19 protein-coding genes and 3 pseudogenes are annotated in these 21738 nt (G+C 65.4%); 12 read left to right on the top strand and 10 right to left on the bottom strand.

Annotation, left to right across the window (positions count from 1 at the left end):
* The 5 genes and pseudogenes from A7A09_RS18095 to ybgC form a co-directional block, all read right to left on the bottom strand.
* Positions 1-839, bottom strand: a pseudogene (locus A7A09_RS18095) (protein TolA); the annotation flags it as partial.
* A 3-nt stretch (positions 840-842) separates the two neighbouring features.
* Positions 843-1295, bottom strand: a complete 453-nt coding sequence (locus tag A7A09_RS18100; RefSeq protein ID WP_106692704.1) for an ExbD/TolR family protein — start codon at positions 1293-1295, stop codon at positions 843-845.
* 9 nt (positions 1296-1304) lie between these two features.
* A complete protein-coding gene (gene tolQ, locus A7A09_RS18105) occupies positions 1305-2000 on the bottom strand; it encodes a protein TolQ (RefSeq protein WP_106692705.1) in 696 nt (231 codons plus the stop codon).
* 110 nt (positions 2001-2110) lie between these two features.
* Positions 2111-2842 carry a sulfotransferase-like domain-containing protein gene (locus A7A09_RS18110; protein WP_106692706.1) on the bottom strand — a complete coding sequence of 244 codons (732 nt, stop codon included), beginning with the start codon at positions 2840-2842 and terminating at the stop codon, positions 2111-2113.
* Positions 2835-3239 (bottom strand): tol-pal system-associated acyl-CoA thioesterase, encoded by a 405-nt coding sequence (gene ybgC, locus A7A09_RS18115; protein ID WP_106692707.1) that lies wholly within the window; start codon positions 3237-3239, stop codon positions 2835-2837. The genes A7A09_RS18110 and ybgC overlap by 8 nt, the downstream gene beginning before the upstream one ends.
* Before the next feature lie 205 nt (positions 3240-3444).
* Between ybgC and A7A09_RS18120 the strand changes: the two genes are divergently transcribed.
* The 3 genes from A7A09_RS18120 to A7A09_RS18130 all read left to right on the top strand — a co-directional run bounded on the left by A7A09_RS18120 (position 3445) and on the right by A7A09_RS18130 (position 6010).
* Entirely contained in the window at positions 3445-3696 is a 252-nt protein-coding gene (locus tag A7A09_RS18120) for a hypothetical protein (RefSeq protein WP_106692708.1), read from the top strand.
* A 355-nt stretch (positions 3697-4051) separates the two neighbouring features.
* Positions 4052-4957 carry a hypothetical protein gene (locus A7A09_RS18125; protein WP_106692709.1) on the top strand — a complete coding sequence of 302 codons (906 nt, stop codon included), beginning with the start codon at positions 4052-4054 and terminating at the stop codon, positions 4955-4957.
* Between the two features lie 171 nt (positions 4958-5128).
* The gene (locus A7A09_RS18130) at positions 5129-6010 is read left to right on the top strand and encodes a LysR family transcriptional regulator (protein WP_170167153.1); all 882 of its coding nucleotides are present in this window, start codon (positions 5129-5131) and stop codon (positions 6008-6010) included.
* Between the two features lie 14 nt (positions 6011-6024).
* Here A7A09_RS18130 and A7A09_RS18135 read toward each other — a convergent pair whose 3' ends face one another.
* The 3 genes from A7A09_RS18135 to A7A09_RS18145 form a co-directional block, all read right to left on the bottom strand.
* On the bottom strand, positions 6025-6609 hold the full coding sequence (locus A7A09_RS18135; RefSeq protein WP_106692711.1) for a hypothetical protein: 585 nt from the start codon (positions 6607-6609) through the stop codon (positions 6025-6027).
* A 107-nt stretch (positions 6610-6716) separates the two neighbouring features.
* On the bottom strand, positions 6717-7358 hold the full coding sequence (locus A7A09_RS18140) for a CoA transferase subunit B (RefSeq protein WP_211341184.1): 642 nt from the start codon (positions 7356-7358) through the stop codon (positions 6717-6719).
* Positions 7358-8062 carry a CoA transferase subunit A gene (locus tag A7A09_RS18145; protein WP_106692712.1) on the bottom strand — a complete coding sequence of 235 codons (705 nt, stop codon included), beginning with the start codon at positions 8060-8062 and terminating at the stop codon, positions 7358-7360. The genes A7A09_RS18140 and A7A09_RS18145 overlap by 1 nt, the downstream gene beginning before the upstream one ends.
* Before the next feature lie 183 nt (positions 8063-8245).
* Between A7A09_RS18145 and A7A09_RS18150 the strand changes: the two genes are divergently transcribed.
* From A7A09_RS18150 to A7A09_RS18180, 7 genes and pseudogenes are all read left to right on the top strand, one after another.
* Positions 8246-9349 (top strand): ABC transporter ATP-binding protein, encoded by a 1104-nt coding sequence (locus A7A09_RS18150; RefSeq protein WP_106692713.1) that lies wholly within the window; start codon positions 8246-8248, stop codon positions 9347-9349.
* A gap of 89 nt (positions 9350-9438) precedes the next feature.
* Positions 9439-10509, top strand: coding sequence for an ABC transporter substrate-binding protein (locus A7A09_RS18155; protein ID WP_106692714.1), 1071 nt, complete (start codon positions 9439-9441; stop codon positions 10507-10509).
* 148 nt (positions 10510-10657) lie between these two features.
* Positions 10658-11734: an ABC transporter substrate-binding protein gene (locus A7A09_RS18160; RefSeq protein ID WP_106692715.1), complete on the top strand. Its 1077-nt coding sequence runs from the start codon at positions 10658-10660 to the stop codon at positions 11732-11734.
* A gap of 59 nt (positions 11735-11793) precedes the next feature.
* Positions 11794-13086 (top strand): ABC transporter permease, encoded by a 1293-nt coding sequence (locus A7A09_RS18165; RefSeq protein WP_106692716.1) that lies wholly within the window; start codon positions 11794-11796, stop codon positions 13084-13086.
* A 5-nt stretch (positions 13087-13091) separates the two neighbouring features.
* Positions 13092-14045 (top strand): ABC transporter permease, encoded by a 954-nt coding sequence (locus tag A7A09_RS18170; protein ID WP_106692717.1) that lies wholly within the window; start codon positions 13092-13094, stop codon positions 14043-14045.
* Between the two features lie 708 nt (positions 14046-14753).
* Positions 14754-15161 (top strand): permease, encoded by a 408-nt coding sequence (locus A7A09_RS18175; protein ID WP_106692718.1) that lies wholly within the window; start codon positions 14754-14756, stop codon positions 15159-15161.
* Positions 15112-16145 (top strand): annotated as a pseudogene (locus A7A09_RS18180) (DNA-packaging protein); the annotation flags it as partial. The gene A7A09_RS18175 and the pseudogene A7A09_RS18180, both read left to right, overlap by 50 nt.
* Before the next feature lie 64 nt (positions 16146-16209).
* Here A7A09_RS18180 and A7A09_RS21690 read toward each other — a convergent pair.
* Together A7A09_RS21690 and A7A09_RS18190 are read right to left on the bottom strand one after the other, a co-directional pair.
* Positions 16210-16440, bottom strand: coding sequence for a GTA head formation protein, RCAP_rcc01685 family (locus A7A09_RS21690; protein ID WP_106692719.1), 231 nt, complete (start codon positions 16438-16440; stop codon positions 16210-16212).
* A 4-nt stretch (positions 16441-16444) separates the two neighbouring features.
* Positions 16445-17068, bottom strand: a pseudogene (locus tag A7A09_RS18190) (phage portal protein); the annotation flags it as partial.
* A gap of 355 nt (positions 17069-17423) precedes the next feature.
* Here A7A09_RS18190 and A7A09_RS18200 point away from each other — a divergent pair.
* Both A7A09_RS18200 and A7A09_RS21700 read left to right on the top strand, forming a co-directional pair.
* Positions 17424-21305 (top strand): baseplate multidomain protein megatron, encoded by a 3882-nt coding sequence (locus A7A09_RS18200; RefSeq protein WP_106692779.1) that lies wholly within the window; start codon positions 17424-17426, stop codon positions 21303-21305.
* A complete protein-coding gene (locus A7A09_RS21700; RefSeq protein ID WP_245999455.1) occupies positions 21292-21735 on the top strand; it encodes a DUF2793 domain-containing protein in 444 nt (147 codons plus the stop codon). Before A7A09_RS18200 ends, A7A09_RS21700 begins: the two co-directional genes overlap by 14 nt.
* Positions 21736-21738: the final 3 nt, after the last annotated feature.

Genomic DNA, 21738 nt, shown 5'->3' on the forward strand with positions numbered 1-21738 from the left:
TCCTCTTCGGCGCGGCGCTGTTCTTCCTCGCGCGCGGCCTGTTCTGCCGCCCGGCGTTCCTCTTCCGCCCGGGCCTCTGCCTCGCGCTCCGCCGATACGGCGGCCTCGGCTTCCTGGCGGGCCTGTTCCGCCGCTTGCCGTTCCGCCGCCTCGGCGGCCTCGGTCGCAAGGCGCTCGGCCTCGCGGCTTGCCTGTTCAGCGGCCTCTCTTGCGGCCTCCTGCTCGGCGACGCGGGCGTTGAAAGCCTCGACCAGCCCGTCCGGGCGGTCCTGCGGGCGAGTCGATTGGTCCAGCGCCAGCACCGAGCGGGGCGCGACCGGCTCGGCGCTCTCATCCTGTTCCGATGGCGCGGGGCGCGAAGGCTGGGCGTCGGCTTGCGGCTGCGTGCTTTCCGCCGGGGCGGGCGGGGCGGTTTCCTGAACGGGTTCCGGCGCGGCGGGCGTGTCGGGAAGGTCAGTGGCCACGTTCACCGGCTCGCGAGGCTCGAAATCGCTCAGATCGGGCTGCGCCTCGGATGCGTCGGGCTGGGCCAGTTCCTGCGCCGCTTTTTCGGAATCCGGTGCGGCTGTCTCCGAGGGGGCTGCCGCCGGCGCATCCTCGGTTTCGGGTTCGGAGATCTCGGCGACCGCCGTGGCATCGGGGGCGACGGGGCCGGCCCCGCGCGAGGCGGCGGCATATTCCTCGAACTCGGCGCCGCTCATCGTTGCCACCTCGGTCATGCGCACCGGCTGCGAGGGCTGCGGGCGGAACAGGACCCCGCCCAGAAGCGCCCAGAGGATCAGCGCCGCATGCGCGACGCCCGAGATCCACCAGCCGATGCGCTCTTCCCGGTCGGACATGGATCAGCCATCCATCCGCGGGCCGCCGGTATCGGTGACCAGCACGATATCGGTGAAGCCGGCGGCGTTCAGGGCGCCCATCACCTGCACGACGCGGGCATAGGGGATACCGCCATCGGCGCGCAGGAAGATGCGGTCGGTCTGGCGTTCGGCCAGGACGGCGCGGAGCCGATTCACCACCTGGTCGTCGGCGACGGGTTCGTTCAGCAGCGTGACCTGCCCCTCGGCGGGGATCGAGATCACCAGCGGCTCTTCCTGTTCCGTGGGCACGGCGGTCGCGGCGGTGCGCGGCAGGTTCAGCGGCACGCCCGCGGTCATCAGCGGCGCGGCGACCATGAAGATCACCAAGAGCACCAGCATCACGTCCACGAAGGGCGTGACGTTGATCTCGGCCATCGGCGCGTTGCGCCTGTGTCCGCGTCCCTTGCGCCTGACCCGTTTGACGACATCCGACATCGCCCGCCCTCAGCCCTGCTCGTCCAGCTGCCGCGACAGCAGGGTCGAGAACTCATCCGCGAAGCTTTCCCAGTTGCCGACGACACGCTCGGCATCGCCTGACAGCTTGTTGTAGAAGATCACCGCCGGAATCGCCGCCAGCAGGCCGAGCGCGGTGGCCAGCAATGCCTCGGCAATGCCCGGTGCAACCACGGCAAGGCTGGTATTTTGCGACATCGCGATGCCCTCGAAGGCGGTCTTGATGCCCCAGACCGTGCCGAAAAGCCCGATGAAGGGCGCCGTCGCGCCCACCGTGGCAAGGAAGGACAACCCGCGGAACAGCCGCGTCTCCTCGCGCTGGATGGCCACGTTCATGGCGCGGTCGATGCGCTGCGTGCCGCCGGGGATCAGTGCGCCGTCGTCGCGATGGCTGCGGCGCCATTCGGTCATGCCCGCCGCGAAGATCCGCTCGGACGAGCCCGAGGGGCGTTCGCCGAGCCGGTCATAGAGATCGTCCAAGGGCTCGCCGGACCAGAAGGAACGGTCGAACCGGCTTGCTTCCCGCTTGGCATGCGCGAAGGTCAGGAATTTCTGGATGATGATCGCCCAGCCCCAGAAAGAGGCGATGATCAGGATGATCATCACGATCTTGACCGTCAGCGAGGCGCGCAGGAAAAGCGCCACCAGCGAGAAATCGAGGGCCTGTGCGGCCTGAATGGGTTCCATTGTCACTGCCTCATCTTGTCGGGCGCGTTTCGCGGGCCTTCTACCGCTTGTTTATCAGCAGTTTCACCCCCCGCGACAACACAATAGCGTCAATTTGCCGTGCCGCCGCATCAGCGGAACGAGAGCTTGTGCGCCGCGATGGCTTCATAGGCGGGGCGCAGGCTGTCGGCCAGCCGGGCAAGATCGCCCTCCAGTTCCGGCAGCGGCCCCTCGGGCCCGGCGAAACCGGTCGAGCGGTTGACCGCGTCATACCAGACCGCGCCCCAGATCCCGTCCTCGGGATGCGGGCCGGGGGACCATGACAGCATCTTTTCGCTATAGGCGATGCCGATCCCCTCGCAAAGCGCGGACAGTGCGCGGGCCGGATCGCAGCGGATATCGGCGCTGTCGATGACCAGGGGCGCGGGTCCGCGCGCGGCCATCTGCCGGAACATCTCCCATTGCCGCTCAAAGCCCAGCTCGGCCGGATCGGGCAGCCCGCGCTTGGCCGCGAAAGAGGCGGCGACCCGTTCCGGCTCGCGGATCAGGAAGACATTGGCGAGCGTATCGGTCCAGTCCAGATCCATGCCGGGCAGCATATGCTGGACCATGTGCTTCTGATACTGGATCGGCTGCCCGCAGGGCTCATGGATCAGACCCGGCAGCACCTCTCGCCAATCGGCGGGCTGGCTGGCGATCACCTGTTCCCGCATCGGATGGGGCAGGCCGGTGCGGATCAGGTAATGGGCATAGAAGGGCTCGTCCACGCAGGCGCAATCGCCGCGCGCCCCGAACGCGCGCATCATCGCGGTGGACAGGTTGCGCGGCCCCGACCACATGGCGATCCGTTTCGTGTCAGTCATCCGAGCCTCCCTTGAGCGCGGCAGCAAGCGGGGCGGGCAGCCGGGCAGGGCGGCCCGATGGACCAAGGCAGGCGACGGTGACGCGGGCGGTGAACAGCAGCTCTTCGCCCCGCCGCACCGACTGGTTCAGCACCACCCGCGCGGGCGAGGCCGTGGCCAGCCCGGTCGTGACCTCCAGCAGGTCGTCGAACTTCGCCGGGCGCAGGTAATCCGCCTCGACCCGGCGCACGGCAAAGACATGCCCGCCATCCGCCTTCATCGCGGCCTGGTCGATGCCAAGCGCGCGCAGCCATTCCGAGCGCCCCCGCTCGATGAATTTCAGGTAATTGGCGTAATAGACGATCCCGGCCAGGTCGGTGTCCTCGTAATAGACGCGCAGGGTCAGGCGATGTGTCATCAGGGCTCCATTCGGCAGGGATCGTCTTTCGGATGGTATCTCGTTCACAACCGCCCGCCGGACGCAACCTACAGCACTTGCAGATTGTGCAATCCTGTCGAACAGAGAAAGCGAAAAATCGCGCCTAATCTTCCCCCGGCGGCGGGCCTATCTCGGTGTCATCGAACCGACGCAATCAAGCGCCGATTGAAGAAGGAAGACGAAAATGAAAGTCATTACAACCGGTTTGGTCGCTCTCGCCCTTGCTGCTGGCGCTGCTTCGGCAAGCAATTTCCCCGACACGAACCGCAATGCAAGCGTCGAGCGTCCGGCACCCAATACCACGCAAATCGAGGTCAAGGCCGGCAAGCTTCTGACCGCGCGTGAGCTGCAGAACGCCAATCTGTCCGCGGATGACCTGATCTCCGTGACCAGCTTCCCGACCAGCGAATGGGCCAAGACCCATTACGAGCGTTGATTGCTCCGTCCGGAGGCATCCGCGATCTTGCGGATGCCTCATGGCGCGGCAGAGACAGGTAAGGCCGTCCCGATTTGGGGCGGCTTTTTTTGTTTGGGAGCGGTCCCGTTCCCGGCGTCAGGGCCTCCCGGTTCGGGGGGCCTTCTCCATTCCTGCCGTCAGGATGCGAGGAAAAAAGCGTTTCCGGGATCTTCAAAATTCGCCAACCCCATGATAACAATCCGACTATGCCGGGATTTGACCCGGATGCCGTCATGCATCTTGCCTGACCGATCTGCTGCAAAAGTGATATTGTTCCGGTTTTCCGCAATTTATCGAAACCAATACCGATTCATTTGTGCAAAAGGACATATTCATGACCGACCAACAGGATGGATGCACCGAAAAATGCCGTGCCCTGACAGCGGGTGAGCGCAGCATGGCATTTGGTGTCTTTCTGACCGCACTGAACATGGAAGCCGTCCGCATCCATGATCACGCGAATCCCGAATTTCCGGCGGAAACCGCCCCGAACACGACCGGCAACAATATCTACATGCGCGCCGATCAGGGGCATTATCTCAAGGATTACGATGGTGAGCCACTCCAGCTAAGGGCGACATTGATCCACGAGCTGGCGCATGTTTGGCAGCATCAGAAATACGGTCCGGGGATGACCCCCAATAAACGCAAGCAGGAAAGCTTGCCGATATATAACAGTAAACACGGCACCAACCTGACCCTGCCTCAATACCACCGGCGTGTCGAAAAACGGGATGATAGCGCCGCCCGAAAACACCGCGATCACAGGAGCACGTATGACGCGATCGACAGGGAGCGGCATGTCAATCCGGTGATGTATCCGGGGATGGAATACACGCAAACCATGGCATGGACGCATGCGGATGGCAGCCAGGGCGCCAGGACCGACACGATCCGGCAGGGCGAGGTGCGGCTTGCTGATCAATATGCCGAATATCACAGGAAACATGGCGGGTTTAATATCAACGCCGCCGACGTTGCCGGGCATTTGGAAAGCGCTTCAGATTACGATTATCTGCATGTCCAGCCGAACCTGATGAAGCTGGACCAGTTCTTCGATGGGCTGAACTTCGAGCAGCAGGCCGAACTGATCGAGGATTATTTCCTCATGAAGAATTCATATGATCCAGCCGTTCCACGGCATGGCGGGCCAGGCAGATATTCTCTCGTGTCCATCATAAAACCGCGCCCATCCGTCTATACATTGATGAGGATCATCCCGTTCCTGCGGGGCGATTGATCCGCGGGCTTCCCCTCGCCGGGCATGTCCATCCCTGCCCGGGGGAGGGCATCGAGGGTGACGGTCCCGGCGGATGCCGAGTTTCTCCCCGAACCCGTCGCCGGACAGTTTTATCGATTTTTTCACGCCAAGCCCTTGCACAGAATGCATTGCGGGAACATCTCCTCCGCCATGGACATCACCGTTCTCCGCACATTCATCAGCATCCTCGACGAGGGCAGCTTCTCCGCCGCGGCGCGGAGGATGGGGATATCGCGCAGCCTGTGCAGCAAGTATATCTCGGATCTCGAGGCCGATCTGGGCGCGCGGCTGCTGTCGCGCACGACCCGCTCGCTGCGGCCCACCGCGCTGGGGCTGGAATACAGCCGGCAAATCCGCGAGGTGCTGCGGCAGCTCGACGGCGCCAACGAGATGGTGCGCGATGCCTCGGCCCATCCCGCCGGCGCGCTCAAGATCGGGGCGCCGGCCTCCTATATCCACAAGCTGTTCCGGCCGCATCTGATACGCTTCATGGACGACCATCCCGATATCCGGCTCGAGATGGTGCTGGATGACGGTGTAACCGACCTGATCGGCGGCGGCTATGACGCGGTGATCCGGATCGGCTTTCTCGAGGATTCGGCGCTGCATGCCCGCAAGCTGCACGAGGCCCAGATCCTGCTGGTTGCCTCTCCCGATTACATCGGGCGGCATGGCGAGCCGGTGGCGCCTGCGGATCTGAGCCGCCATAGCTGTTTGCATTACACCAACCTGCGCGGGCCGGGAACATGGCCCCTGCGCTGCGGCAAGGAGGTGTTCTACCAGAAGGTCCAGCCGGTCTTCTCGAGCAATGACACCGAGTTGCTGCATTCGCTGGCGGTCGGCGGCAAGGGCGTGGCGCTGCTGCCGCAATTCACCATCGCCGATGACCTGGAGGCGGGGCGGCTCTTGCCGCTGATGACCAATTTCGCATTGCCCGACATTCCGGTCAGCCTGGTCTATCCGACGGGAAAGCTGATGACCGCGGCGATGCGCAGTTTCCTGGATTTCACCACGCATCTGCGGTTGTCATAGCGGCGAGACGAGGCTCAGGCCCCCTTCGCCGCCGCCATCCGCGCCGCCAGCCGCAAGGCATGGGCGGGCTCGGTCGCGGCCACCGGCAGGACCGGGTCATAGGCCGCCCGGATCAGCGCCGCCATCTCCGGCGAAGGGGCGATGTCGCGGGCGAAGCTCAGGGCGCTGCGCATGGTCACGGCCTCGGCGAGCGCCGCCGGATGGGCATCGGCCAGCGCGCCGGTCATGCGCAGGAAACCCATGCAGGCCCGGATCCCGCCATCGGCATCGAAACGGAACAGCCGGTATTGATCCGCGTCATCTGCCCGCAGCCGCGCGGGCAGGCCGGGCTGCCCGGTCAGCCGGTCGAGATCGGGAACCTCCTCCAGTTCCGCCCAGTCACGCAGGAAGAACAGCATCAGGTTGGCTCCCATCTCGGGATCGGTCTCGGCGACCGGGTGCCCGGCATGGGCGAAACCGGCCCGGATCGCGGCGCGAAAGATATCGAGGCTCTCATCCGCCAGCCCGAAGATCACCGGCGCCACCGGCCGCCCCCAACGCGCGCAGAGATAGCTGCCGTCCTGCCGGGTAAAAATTTCCGTGATCCGCTCGGGCGTCATCCGGGCCTCGTGTCTTTCTTCTTCAGGCAAATATCCCGGGGGGAGTCGTCATGCATATGACGACGGGGGGCAAGGCCCCCCGCTTGTCTCGCTTCACAGACGGTGCCTCACCCGACGATGGTCGCCTCGGTCGCGGCGCGGAGATCACCCTCGCTCACGCCATCGGCGGTCTCGACGATCTTCAACCCGCCCGGCACCACGTCCAGGACACCCAGGTTGGTGATGATCCGGTTGACCACGCCCTTGCCGGTCAGCGGCAGGGAGCATTGCTTCAACAGCTTGGATTCACCGGCCTTGTTGGTGTGGTCCATGACCACGATCACCCGGCCCACGCCAGCGACCAGGTCCATGGCGCCGCCCATGCCCTTGACCAGCTTGCCGGGGATCATCCAGTTCGCGAGATCGCCGTTCTCGGCCACTTCCATCGCGCCCAGGATCGCCGCCGCGATCTTGCCGCCGCGGATCATCCCGAAGCTCATGGCGCTGTCGAAATAAGAGGTCCGCGCCAGTTCGGTGATGGTCTGCTTGCCGGCATTGATCAGGTCCGGGTCCTCTTCGCCCTCGAAGGGGAAGGGGCCCATGCCCAGCATGCCGTTTTCCGATTGCAGGGTGATGTCCTTGTCGCCGACATAATTGGCCACCAGCGTCGGGATACCGATGCCGAGATTGACATACATGCCGTCTTCCAGTTCCTGCGCCGCCCGCGCGGCCATCTGGTTGCGATCCCAGCCTTTCATCTCACCGGCCATCACGCGGTCTCCTTCTTGCGGGTGGTGCGTTGCTCGATGCGCTTCTCATGCTCGCCCTGGATGATGCGGTGCACATAGATGCCGGGCAGGTGGATATGGTCGGGATCGAGGCTGCCGCGCGGCACGATCTCTTCTACCTCGACGACACAGACCCGCCCGCACATCGCCGCCGGAGGGTTGAAGTTGCGCGCCGTCTTGCGGAACACGAGATTGCCGGTGTCGTCGGCCTTCCATGCCTTGACGATGGAGAGATCGGCAAAGATGCCGCGTTCGAGGATATAGTCCTCGCCGTCGAACTCCTTGACCTCCTTGCCCTCGGCGATCTGGGTGCCGACGCCGGTCTTGGTGTAGAAGCCGGGAATGCCCGCACCGCCCGCGCGCATGCGTTCGGCCAGCGTGCCTTGCGGGTTGAATTCCAGCTCCAGTTCGCCCGACAGGTATTGCCGCATGAACTCGGCATTCTCGCCCACGTAAGAGGACATCATCTTTTTGATCTGCTTGGTATCCAGCAGCTTGCCGAGACCGAAACCGTCCACCCCGGCATTGTTGCTGGCCACGGTCAGGTCCTTGACGCCGCTTTTCACGATCGCGTCGATCAGCAATTCGGGGATCCCGCATAGCCCGAAACCGCCCGCGGCGATCAGCATCCCGTCCTTCAGGAGGCCGTCCAGAGCCTCATCCGCATTCGAATAGACCTTTTGCATCGGTCCTCCCCTGATGAATCCGCGTGTCAGGAACCTTGTGGCCCGTGGCGAGGCTCAAGTCAATCTGACCATGCCGCGCCGCAATCGGTGAAAGAAAAGTCGGAAACGGTGTTGCCATTATCCGGCCGCGGGGTTTAACTCGGCCCGCGCTGAACAACCATAGCATAACAGGGAGAGCGCCTATTGCTGGACAATACTTCGGGTGACGCATTCGTCGCTTTCGAACACGTGCAGAAAAGCTATGACGGCCAGACACTTGTCGTCAAAGACTTGAACCTGTCCATCGCCAAGGGCGAGTTCGTGACGATGCTCGGCCCATCGGGTTCGGGCAAGACCACCTGCCTGATGATGCTGGCCGGATTCGAGACCGCGACCCATGGCGAAATCCGCCTTGACGGACGCCCCATCAACCAGGTGCCGCCGCATAAGCGCGGCATCGGCATGGTGTTCCAGAACTACGCGCTGTTTCCGCATATGACGGTGGGCGAGAACCTGTCCTTCCCGCTGGAAGTGCGGGGCATGGGCAAGGCCGAACGCGAGGCCCGCGTCAAGCGCAGCCTCGGCATGGTGCAGATGGGGGCCTTCGCAAATCGCCGTCCGGCGCAATTGTCGGGCGGGCAGCAGCAGCGGATCGCTCTGGCGCGGGCGCTGGTCTTCGATCCGCACCTGGTCTTGATGGATGAGCCCCTGGGCGCGCTGGACAAGCAGCTTCGCGAGCATATGCAGTTCGAGATCAAGCATTTGCACGAGGAACTTGGAATCACCGTGGTCTATGTCACCCATGACCAGACCGAGGCGCTGACCATGTCCGACCGGATCGCGGTCTTCAATGACGGCCGTATCCAGCAGCTTGCCACGCCGAACCAGCTCTATGAACAGCCGGAGAACAGTTTCGTTGCCGGGTTCATCGGGGAAAACAACGCCTTGCCCGGGATTATCGAGGCGCTTGAGGGCGACAAGGCGGTGGTCAAGCTGGCCGATGGCGGGCTGATCGACGCCACCGCGGTCAATATCCGCGAACGCGGGCAGAAGACCACCGTGTCGATCCGTCCCGAGCGGGTGGAGTTCAAGCCCGAGATGATGCCGCCCGGCGCCCATAGCATCGAGGCCGAGGTGCTGGAGGTGGTCTATATGGGCGACATCCTGCGGACCCGGCTGCTTGTGGCGGGAAGCGATGATTTCATCATGAAATGCCGCAACACCATCGGCCAGACCCGGCTGGAGTCCGGCCAGAAAATCCGGATCGGCTGGCATCCGCAGGACGCCCGCGCGCTGGACCCGGTCTGACAGGCCCTTGCGACCCCGCTCCCGGTCCCCGTGGCGGGGCGGGGTGGCGGCAAGAAAGTCAAGATACTCACGTAGTTGGAGCTGATATCATGAAACGGACCCTTGCTTTGACAACCGCGCTCGGCCTGGCCGCGATGCCGGCCTTCGCCGATGTGAACCTGCTGTCCTGGGGCGGCGCCTATGGCAACAGCCATGTCGAGGCCTATGTCAAACCCTTCGAGGCCGAGACCGGCATCAAGGTCAATGTCGCCGATGCCGACAACCCGGCCACGCCGATCAAGGCAATGGTCGAGGCGGGCAATGTCACCACCGATGTCGCCTCGGTCGAATATGCCGACGCGGTGCGGCTTTGCGACGAGGGGCTGCTGGAACTGATCGACGCCTCGGGGCTGGCCGCGGCAGAGGACGGGACGGCGGCGGCCGAGGATTTCATCGAGGGCGCGATCACCGATTGCTTCGTGGGCACTGATGTCTATTCCATGGTGCTGGCCTATGATGACAGCAAGTTCCCTGACGCGAAGCCCTCGACCCCGGCGGATTTCTTTGACCTGGAGGCTTTCCCCGGCAAGCGCACCATGCGCAAGGGCGCCAAGTTCAACCTGGAACTGGCGCTGATGGCCGATGGTGTTCCTGCGGGTGAGGTTTATGACCTGCTGGAGACGGAAGAAGGCGTGGACCAGGCCTTTGCCAAGCTGGACACGATCAAGGATGACGTGATCTGGTGGGAGGCCGGTGCGCAGCCGCCGCAGCTTCTGGCCGATGGCGAGGTGACCATGGCCTTTGCCTTTAACGGGCGGATCTTCAACGCCGCGCAGGAGGAGGGCAAGCCCTTCAACATCATCTGGGACGGCCAGATCTACGAGATGGAGGGCTGGGTGATCCCGAAAGGCGCGCCGAATGCCGAGGAGGCGCTGGAATTCGTCAGCTTCTCGACCGCGCCCGCGCAGCAGGCCCGCGCCGCCGAGTTCATCAGCTATGGTCCGCCGCGTAGATCGGCCGCCGCGCTGGTCGGCAATATCGAGGGCACCGAGGAGCCGATGGGCCCGCATCTGCCCACGACCGAGGAGAACATGACCAATGCGCTTGGCTCGAACCTGGATTTCTGGGTCGATCACGATGCCGAGCTGAACGAGCGGTTCAACAGCTGGCTGGCAAGCTGAGCCTGCGTCCCGCGATGGCCGGGGGTTTCACACCCCCGGACCCCCGTGGGATATTTGCATGAAGAAGAAGGGGCGGAGGAAATTCGTCCGTCGCTGCCCGCAAAGGGCCAAATCGAAGAAAAATAAACCAATCCAACGGGAGAAGAAAATGAGAACCACTTTGATCCTATCCACCGCGTTGGCCGGGTTCGGCTTTGCCGCCGCCGCGCAAGAGGTGAATGTCGTGTCCTGGGGCGGCGCCTACGAGAAATCGCAGGTCGAGGCCTATAACAAGCCTTTCGCGGAAAAGACCGGCATCAAGGTCAACATGATTGCCGCCGACAACCCGGCGACACCGCTGAAGACGCAGGTCGAGGCGAATAATATCACCGGCGATGTCTTTGATATCGAGGTCAGCGACGCGATCCGCCTGTGCGACGAGGGCGCGCTGGTCGAGATCGATCCCGCCGACCTGCCGCCCGCGCCCGATGGCACCCCGGCGGTCGAGGATTTCATCGATGGCGCGCTGCAGGATTGCGCCGTGGCCAATATCTTCTGGGGCACGGTCATCGCCTTTGACACGACGAAATTCGAGGGCGAGGCGCCCTCGACCGCGGCCGATTTCTTTGACCTGGAGAAATTCCCCGGTCAGCGTGGCCTGCCCAAGACCCCCAAGCGCACGCTTTACCTGGCGCTGATCGCCGATGGCGTGCCGGCGGACGAGATCTATGACGCGCTCGAGTCGGAAGAGGGCGTGAACCGGGCTTTCGACAAGCTGGACACGATCAAGGACAGCGTCGTCTGGTGGGAGGCCGGGGCGCAGCCCGTGCAGCTTCTGGCCGATGGCGAGGTGACCATGGCGACCGGCTATAACGGCCGGTTCTTCGATGCGATGGTGGCCGAGGGCAAGCCCTTCGAGATCATCTGGGACGGGCAATACATGGACCTGGACATGTTCGCGATTCCCAAGGGCTCGCCCAATCCCGAGGCGGCGATGGAATACCTGAAATTCGCCACCAGCACCGAGCAGCTTGCCGAGCAGGCGAAATATATCGCCTATGGTCCGGCGCGGAAATCCTCGGCGGCGCTGGTCGGTCTTTACCAGGACGGCGAGACCGAGATGGGGCCGCATATGCCGACCAATCCGGAATACCTGGAGACGGCGGTGATGGACGATCCGGAATTCTGGGCCGATCACGATGCCGAACTGACCGAGCGGTTCAACAGCTGGCTGGCCGGTTCGTGATATGAGATTGCCGCCGCCCCGGCGCAAATCGGGGCGGTGGCCGGAATTCCGGGGACAACATGGCGAACGCTTCTGATCCGCAAGCCGCAATTTCTGCTGCCGCAGCGCCCGACGGGCCGCTGACCACCGCTGATGGCAAGCCGCTGGCATGGTCCCTGGCCCGGTCACAGGCAAGAGCGAAGCGGCGGGCCTTCATGCTGGTGCTGCCGCTGCTGGCCTTCATCCTGATCACCTTCGTGGTGCCGATCGGGCAGATGCTGCAACGGTCTTTCTACAATGACGGGTTCTCGGCCCATATGCCCGGGATCTCGCAATGGTTCGCCGAGAATCCGCGCGGGAGCGAGCCGAATGACGCGGCATGGGCTGCGCTGGCCGATGACCTGCTGGCATCGGCCGAGGCGCGGACGATCGGTGTCGTCGGCACCCGGATCAATTACGATGTGCCGGGCACGCGGTCGCTGTTCACCTCGACCGGGCGCAAGGTCCGCAAGGGGATCGAGCCGCCTTACCGCGAGGCGCTGCTGGAGATCGACGAGGATTGGGGCGATCCCCGGATCTGGAGCGCGATGCGCGATGCCTCAAGGCCGGTGACCTCGAATTTCTACCTGGCGGCGGTGGACCGGACACGGGCCGAGGATGGCAGCATCGAGCAGGTCGCGCCGAGGCAGCGGATCTATGTGATGCTGTTCATGCGGACCTTCTGGCTGTCGGCGCTGATCACCGTGCTGACCTTTGTGCTGGGATTCCCGGTCGCGCATCTGCTGGCGACTCTTCCGATGCGGAAATCCAACCTGCTGATGATCCTGGTGCTGCTGCCCTTCTGGACCTCGCTGCTGGTTCGGACGACATCCTGGATGGTGCTGTTGCAGCAGCAGGGGGTGATCAACGATATCCTCGTCTGGCTGGGCGTGATCGGCGGCGGCCAGCGCTTGCAGATGATCTATAACCAGACCGGCACGATCATCGCCATGACGCATATCCTGCTGCCCTTCATGATCCTGCCGCTTTACTCGGTCATGCGCACGATCAACCCGTCCTATGTCCGGGCCGCCCGCAGCCTGGGCGCGACGAGCTGGACGGCCTTCCGCCGGATCTATTTCCCGCAGACCCTGCCGGGGCTGGGGGCGGGGGCGCTGCTGGTCTTCATCCTCGCGGTCGGCTATTACATCACGCCGGCGCTGGTCGGGGGATCGAGCGGGCAGCTGATCTCGAACATGATCGCGCTGCATATGACCGATACGCTGAACTGGTCCATGGCGGCGGCGCTGGCGGCGCTTTTGCTGGGATCGGTGCTGGTCCTCTACTGGCTCTATGACAAGCTGGTGGGCGTCGATAACCTCAAGCTGGGATAAGCGAGATGGCTCTTCCGACATATGCAAGCCCGCTGGAGCGTGTCTGGCACTATGCTTACCTGGTGATCTGCGGGTTGATCTTCTTCTTCCTGATCGCGCCGATCGTGGTGATCATCCCGCTGTCCTTCAACACCGAGCCCTATTTCACCTTTACCGACAGGATGCTGTCCCTCGATCCCGAGGGCTACAGCATGCGCTGGTATGACAGCCTGCTGACATTCGGCATGGCCGCGCCCGACGGGCCGCGTGACGCGGGCTGGTGGGCGGATGCCTGGGCCAATGCGAAATGGGTGAAGGCGGCGAAGAACTCGATCATCATCGGCTTTTTCTCGACCCTTCTGGCGACGGTGCTGGGAACGCTTGCCGCCCTGGGCCTGTCGCGGCCCGAGATGCCGTTCCGGCGCCCGATCATGGCGGTGCTGATCTCGCCCATGATCGTGCCGCTGATCATCACCGCGACGGGGATGTTCTTCTTCTACTCGAATCCCTGCGAGCTTCTGGGGCTGGTCGGGCTGCCCACGAATTGCGGGCGGCTGGCGGGCACCTATCCGGGGGTGATCCTTGCCCATGCGACGCTGGGAATTCCCTTTGTCATCATCACGGTGACGGCGACGCTTGTGGGGTTTGACCAGTCGCTGAACCGGGCGGCGGCCTCGCTGGGCGCCAATCCAAGGACGACATTCTTCCGCATCACCATGCCGCTGATCCTGCCCGGGGTGATCTCGGGCGCGCTGTTCGCCTTTGTCACCAGTTTCGACGAGGTGGTGGCGGTGCTGTTCATCGCCGGTCCCGAGCAGCAGACCATCCCGCGGCAGATGTGGAACGGTATCCGCGAGCAGATCAGCCCCGCGATCCTGGCGGTGGCGACGCTGCTGGTGCTGTTCTCGATCGCGCTGCTCACGACCGTCGAGCTGTTGCGGCGCAGATCCGAGCGGATCAGGGGGCTGACACCGCAATAGACCGGGATCGGATGCGCACCCGCCCGCCGGTCCTGCGCGGAATCTCGCGGGAATCGGAAGGATTCCATCCGAGGTGGAACCGATATAGGTAATTACGCGTATATCATATACATCCTTCTGCTGGCAGAAGGCTGTGTACAGCAGGACTTCATACCTCCTGTTGATACATTCACGAGTACTTGCCCGCGCCTTTACCGGTGCGGGCCTTTTCATAGGTAATCCTGCGCATGGACTGGAGGTCCCGGTTCCGTCAATCTGGGTGGCACAACGGTCATCGTTCCCGTTGTTGTGTCCAGATACTGCCCGCGCCTTCTCTCTGGCGCGGGCATTTTTCATAATGCTGACACATGGAGGCGTTATCGTATCGCCATTGTTGCCCGTATCGATTTTCAGGCAGGTATCCTCCCGGCGCGGTCGCGTATCTCGCGGGGATCAGTGTTTTTGAGTCAGCCCGCCCTTTGTGGCGGGCTTTTTCATCCGTTGCATCTTGGCGTGCGGCTTGGGCGGCGCAACGGGTAATCGTCTGTTTTAAGTTGATTTATCTGGTTTTCGAAACTCTCTCATAGGTTTAGATATTGACTCTGAGAACGCCTTAAGGTAGAAAACACCCATGCTGGGAGAAATGGGCGAGCGGCCGGGGTGAGACCCTGGGCCGCTTTTTCGTTTCTTGGCTCGTGCGGACAGGACACGAGGCGCGGGGCGATTTGCATGAAGGACGACGACAAGGACGGGGCCGGGCGCGTGGGCGCATCGGCCCCCAGGCCCGTTGGGGCGAGCGAGGCGCAGGCGGGACAGGGTTCCGGGACCGATCCCGAAGAGGTGATCGCGACGGCGGAATGGCTGTTCTGGGATTATGTCAGGGATCTGCGCGCCCATCGCGAGGCGATTGCCGCGAGCGATTGGGAGGCGCTGGATCCCGGCAGGCTGAAGAAGGCCACCGAGACCGCGAAGACGGTGCGGCAGGCGATCCACATGCTGATGGAAGAGAGGCAGAAACTTGACAGATACCGCAAGGATATTGCCGGGGGAATCGGTGGCGGAGAGCTCGATCTCGATGCGGCGCGCGATGAGATCGGGCTCCGCCTGGCTTGCCTGCGCCGCGCCGGAACAGGCTGAGGAATTCCTGGGGGGACTGAGCGAGCATGCGCTGCTGAGCCTGCCATGGTTGTTCGAGTTCTGGGCGATGCCGCATCAATTGCCGCCCGATGGCGATTGGAAAAGCTGGGTGATCATGGGCGGGCGCGGTGCGGGCAAGACCCGGGCCGGGGCCGAATGGGTGCGCGCCATGGTCGAGGGGGCTACGCCCGGTGCCGCGGGGCGGTGCCGGCGGGTGGCGCTGGTCGGCGAGACCTTCGACCAGGTGCGCGAGGTCATGGTGCATGGCGAGAGCGGTATCCTCGCCTGCTGCCCTCCGGACCGGCGGCCGGTCTGGGAGGCGGGGCGGCGGCGGCTGGTCTGGCCCAATGGCGCGGTGGCCATGGCCTATTCCGGGCATGAGTCCGAGGCGCTGCGCGGGCCTCAGTTCGACGCGGCTGGGTGGATGAGCTGGCCAAGTGGAAGCGCGCCGAGGAAAGCTGGGACATGCTGCAATTCGCGTTGCGGCTGGGCGCGCATCCGCAGCAGGTGATCACCACGACGCCGCGCAACCTGGGAGTGCTGAAGCGGATCCTGCGCAATCCCTCGACGGTGGTGACCCATGCCGCGACCGAGGCGAACCGGGCCTGGCTGGCCGAGAGTTTCCTGGCCGAGGTGCAGGCCCGTTACGGCGGCACGCGGCTGGGGCGGCAGGAGCTGGAGGGCGTGCTGCTGGAGGATGTCGAGGGGGCGCTGTGGACAAGTGCGATGCTGGAGGGCTGCCGGGCCGAGGCGGCGCCCGCCCTGGACCGGGTTGTGGTCGCGGTCGATCCGGCGGTGAGTTCGGGGGCGCATGCCGATGAATGCGGGATCGTGGTGGCAGGCGTCGCGTCGGCGGGCGAGCCGAGGGACTGGCGGGCCTATGTGCTGGAGGATGCGACGGTCAGGGGCAGCCCGCTGGACTGGGCGAAGGCCGCCATCGCGGCGATGCGCCGGCATGGGGCCGAGCGGCTGGTGGCCGAGGTCAGATGCCCGTCGCACGACAGCCCGGCCCCGCCCGCGAATTTCACCTCAAGCCCCGAAATCATCCTCACCCTCCTTTCGGCGCATATTCCAATATGCCCTGCACCGCCTGCGTCAGGATCACGGCGACGACGCCGTAAACCGTCATCCACAAGCGCCGCTCCAACCCCTCGATCATCGCCTCGATCCGCTCCAGCCGCTTCTCGACCGTGCCGAATTGCAGCGCCATGATCCGCTCCTGCGCCTCCAGCCGCGGATCCTGCCAGCCGGTCACCTGCGCGAAACGCGAATGCTCCATCGCCTCACCCCCCTTCCATCGGCGCCAGCCCCAGCAGCGCCCGCTTCTCGGCATCACCCAGGAATGCCGCCTCTCCGATCCGCTTCCATTGCCTGTCCCGCTCCTCGGCCAGGGCCGGGATCGCGTCCGGATCGGGCCGCAGCAGAACCTCCGCCCCCAGGTGTTCCGACAGGAACCACGCGACCGAGGCCGCCACCCGCGCCGCCAGCGGCAGAACCGTCAGCCGATAGAATGCCCGATGCGCCTCGGCATAATTGGCATAGGTCGCATCCCCCGGCATCCCCAGCAGCATCGGCGGCACGCCAAAGGCCAGCGCAATCTCCCGCGCCGCCGCCAGCTTAGTCTGGTGAAACTCCATGTCCGAGGGGCTGAACCCCATCTGCTTCCAGTCCAGCCCGCCCTCCAGCAGCATCGGGCGCCCGGCATTGCGCGCGCCCTGGTGGTTCATCTCGATCTCGCCCACCAGCCGGTCATATTGCTCAGGGCTCAGCACCCCCTGCCCATCCGCCCCCTTGTAGACGATCGCCCCCGAGGGCCGGGCGGCATTGTCCAGCAGCGCCTTGGACCACGCGCTGGCACTGTTATGCACATCCAGCGCCACCGCCGCCGCCTGCATGGGCGACAGACCGGCGGGCGGGAGGTGCTGATGGCGGGGGCGGCGCGGCATCTGTTGCCGGTCGGGCCGGATGTGGCATTGGCGGCGGGGCAGGTTCTGTTGTTCCGGATGCGTCCGGGCGCGGTGGCCAAGCATCTGGCATCGCCGCGGGAGAGGAGCGGTTCCTGCATGCCTATAGCGGGCATGGGGTGATCGACAGCCCTCTGAGCCTGCCATGGAGGCAGCGGATCGTGGCGCGGTTCCGGTTTCCCTGAAGGGGGCTTTATCGGGCGGGGGCGGTGCTTCTGGGCGGCCTTTGCTGGATATTTTCATGAAGAAGAAGGGCCTTGCGCTGTTCGCGGGGGCGGGTTCGGGGAAGGAGGCCGGGATGGCTACTGTCGTGTTGTCCGCGTTGGGTTCCGCGATTGGCGAGAGCGTCGGCGGGACGGTTCTGGGATTGTCGGCGGCCCAGGTCGGAGCCGCTGCGGGGGCGAGTGCCGGGCGGGCCATAGATCAGCATCTGGTCGGGGCGGGATCAAGGGCGGTGGCGACCGGGCGGATCGACCGGCTGCGATTGCAGAGCGCCGGGGAGGGCGTGCCGGTGCCGCGTATCTGGGGGCAGATGCGGGTGCCGGGGCATGTGATCTGGGCCTCACCGCTGGAGGAGGTCCGGCGGGACGAGGGCGGCGGCAAGGGGGCGGCAAGGCCCCGGACGGCGGGGAGCGGCTATCGCGTCTCGGTGGCGCTGGCGCTGTGCGAGGGGCGGATCCTTGGCGTCGGGCGGGTCTGGGCCGATGGCGAGGAACTCGCGGCGGCGGATCTGAACATGCGGGTCTATCCGGGCGATGAGGCGCAGATGCCCGATCCGGCGATTGCCGCGCATGAGGGGGAGGAGGCGCCGGCCTATCGCGGGCTGGCCTATGTCGTGCTGGAGGACCTGGGCCTGTCGCCCTGGGGCAACCGGGTACCGCAGCTGAGTTTCGAGGTGACGCGACCGGCACAGGATGGTCGGGGGCTGTCTGCCGATGTCGCTGCCGTTGCGATGATCCCCGGCAGCGGGGAATATGCGCTGGCGACGACTCCGGTCACGCAAGACCTGGGGCTGGGGGAGCGGCGCGCGGTTAACGTGAATACGCCGATGGGCGGGACGGATTTCTCGGCCTCGATGGATGTGCTGGGGCGGGAATTGCCGAATGTCGGCTCGGTCTCGCTGGTGGTGTCCTGGTTCGGGGATGATCTGCGGATCGGCCACTGTTCGCTGCGCCCCAAGGTGGAGGACCCTGGGGCCGAGGGGAGCGAGATGCCGTGGCGGGCGGGGGGCGTGACTCGTGCTGACGCTTGGGAGGTGGCGAAACGCGACGGGCGGCCGGTTTATGACGGGACGCCTGCGGACGCTTCGGTGGTCGAGGCCTTGCGGGCGATTGCGGGATCGGGGCGCAAGGCGAAGTTCTATCCGTTCATCCTGATGGAGCAGCTTGCGGGCAACGGGCTGGCCGATCCCTATGGGGGTGCCGAACAGCCGGTCATGCCTTGGCGGGGGCGGATCACGACATCGGTGGCGGCGGGGCGCGAGGGCTCGCCGGACGGGACCGGGGCGGCGGAGGCCGAGGTGGCGGCGTTTTTCGGACAGGCCGGGCCGGGGGATTTCATCCGCGATGGTGAGCGGATCGAGTATCGCGGGCCGGAGGAATGGTCCTATCGCCGCTTTGTCCTGCATTACGCGCATCTCTGCGCGCTGGCGGGGGGCGTGGATGCTTTCGTGATCGGTTCGGAAATGGTTGGGATGACGCGGATCCGCGGGGCCGGGGGCAGCTATCCGGCGGTGACGGAGCTGCGGCGGCTGGCGGCGGATGTGCGGGCCGTGCTGGGGCCGGAGGTCAATCTGGGTTATGCCGCCGACTGGTCGGAATATTTCGGCCATCATCCGGGCGGGGGCGAGCTGTTCTTTCATCTCGATCCGCTCTGGGCCGATGCGAATATCGATTTCATCGGCATCGACAATTACATGCCCCTGTCCGACTGGCGCGAGGGCGCGGGGCATCTGGACGCGCATTGGGGGCGGATCGACAATCCCGCTTATCTGCGCGCCAATATCGAGGGCGGCGAGGGCTATGACTGGTATTACGCCTCGGATGCCGACCGGGACGCGCAGCGGCGCAGCCCGATCACCGACGGTGCCCATGACGAGGCCTGGGTCTGGCGCTACAAGGATCTGCGAAGCTGGTGGCAGAACCTGCATTACGACCGGCCGGGCGGGGTGCGATCGGAAGAGGCGACGGCATGGGTGCCGGGATCGAAGCCGATCTGGTTCACCGAGATCGGCTGCGCGGCGCTGGACAAGGCGACGAACCAGCCCAACAGGTTCCTGGATGCGATGAGCTCGGAAAGCGCTCTGCCCTGGTATTCCGACGGGCGGCGGGACGATGCCTTGCAGGCGGCTTACGTGCAGGCGGTGATGGGCTATTGGCGCGATCCGGCGAATAACCCGGTCATGAAGGATGGCGGGCGGATGATCGATATGGCGCGCGCGCATGTCTGGTGCTGGGACGCGCGGCCCTATCCCGCCTTTCCTGCCCGGCGCGACCTGTGGAGCGATGGTCCGGCATGGGAGCGGGGCCATTGGCTGAACGGGCGGGCGGGGGCGGTGCCGCTGGCCTCGGTCGTGGGTGATATCTGCCGGGAGGCGGGGGTGAGGGCTTTCGATACCAGCGGCTTGTCGGGTGTCGTGCGCGGCTATCGGCTGGAGGGGCAGGAGACCGGGCGGGCGGCGCTGCAACCCTTGATGCTGGCCCATGGCTTTGACGCGGTGGAGCGTGACGGGATGCTGCGTTTCGTCATGCGGGATGGCCGGGCCAAGGGCGAGATCGGGCCGGATGATCTGGCGCTGGCCGATGGGCTGAGCGGGATCGAGGTCACGCGGGCGCCGGATGCCGAGATGGCGGGACGGCTGCGGCTGAGCCATGTCGAGGCGGGCGGCGATTACGCGGTCGCGACAGCGGAGGCGATCCTGCCCGGGGACGTCAGGGACAATACCGCCGGGAGCGAGTTCCCGATGCTGCTGACACGGGCCGAGGGGCGGGCGATTGCCGAGCGGTGGCTGGCCGAGGCCGAGGTCTCGCGCGACAGGATGCGCCTCGCCCTGCCGCCCTCGCGCGCGGATCTGGGGCCGGGGGATGTGCTGCGCGTGACGCGCGAGGGCGCAGAGGTGCAGTCATGGCGGATCGACCGGGTGGAGCGGGCCGGGGCGATCAGCGTCGAGGCGGTGCGGGTCGATCCGGGGGTTTACCGGCCGGCGCGGGCGGTCGAGGAAGAAACCGCGATCCGGCGATATGTGCCGCCGCTGCCGGTCTGGCCGGTCTTCCTGGACCTGCCGCTGATGCGGGGGGACGAGGCGCCGCATGCGCCATATCTTGCGGTATCGGCACATCCCTGGCCGGGATCGGTCGCGGCCTATATGTCGGTCGAGGAGGACGGCGGGTTCGACCTGAACCTGACGCTGACACGGCGGGCGGTGATGGGGCGGACATTGACGCCTTTGGCGCGTGCCCGGCCGGGGATGATCGACCGGGGCGCGCCCTTGCGGCTGCGGATCAAGGGCGACCCGTTGCGCTCGGTCGGGCGGCGGGCGCTTTGGTCCGGGGCCAATCTGCTGGCGATCGGGGATGGATCGGCGGGGCGTTGGGAATTGCTGCAATTCGCCCGGGCCGAGCCGGTGGGCGACGGGATCTGGGAGATCCGCGAGCGTCTGCGTGGGCAGGCGGGGACGGATGGGGTGATGCCTTCTGTCTGGCCTGCCGGGTCCCTGGTGGTGCTGATGGACGGGGCGGTGCGGCAGGTGGCGCTGCCGCCCTCGGCCCGGGGGCAGGAGCGGTTCTGGCGGATCGGCCCGGCGCTGCGTGCGCCCGATGATGCCAGTTACCGGGGGCTTGTGACCGAGGCGAGGGGGATCGGGCTGCGCCCCTATGCGCCCTGTCACCTGCGGATCGAGGGGCGGCGGATCAGCTGGATCCGGCGGGCGCGGGTGGATGGCGATGGCTGGGATGGGCCCGACGTGCCCCTAAGCGAGACGCGGGAGACCTATCTGCTGCGGCTGAGCCGGGGCGGCGAGGTGATCCACCAGGTTCAGGTCCCGGCTCCGGAATACCGGGTGCCCGATGGGGTCTGGTCGGCGGCACTCGCGGGCGGTGCTTTTACGGTCGCGGTCGCGCAATTGTCGGAACAGTTCGGGGCCGGGCCATTTGTCAGGAGGGAAATCAATGACGGCGAATGACACGATGCGGCTGGAGATGCCGCTATTGCAACCCGCGCAGGCGCAGAAGCATGTGACGGTGAACGAGGCGCTGATGCGGCTGGACGGGATGGTGAACCTGGTGCTGCAAAGCGTTTCGGCCCCTGTGCCGCCGCTGGCGGTGATCGACGGGCAATGCTGGGGCGTGCCCTCGGGGGCCGAGGGCGCATGGGCCGGGCAGGGGGGCCGGGTCGCCATCGGCTCGAATGGCGGTTGGGTCTTCGTGACGCCATCAGCGGGGATGCGGGGTTTCGTGGCCGACCGGGGCGTGCAGGCGATCCATGACGGGGCGGATTGGGTCTTGGGCGCATTGACGCTTGGCGCGCATGGATCGGGGATGCGGGCGGGGATGGCCGAGGCGGAGGTTTCGGTGGGCACCGGCACGAGCTTCGAGACCTCGCTGACGATCTGACGG

Origin of the sequence: Paracoccus methylarcula (assembly GCF_003007735.2) — a bacterium.
GTDB lineage: Bacteria > Pseudomonadota > Alphaproteobacteria > Rhodobacterales > Rhodobacteraceae > Paracoccus > Paracoccus methylarcula.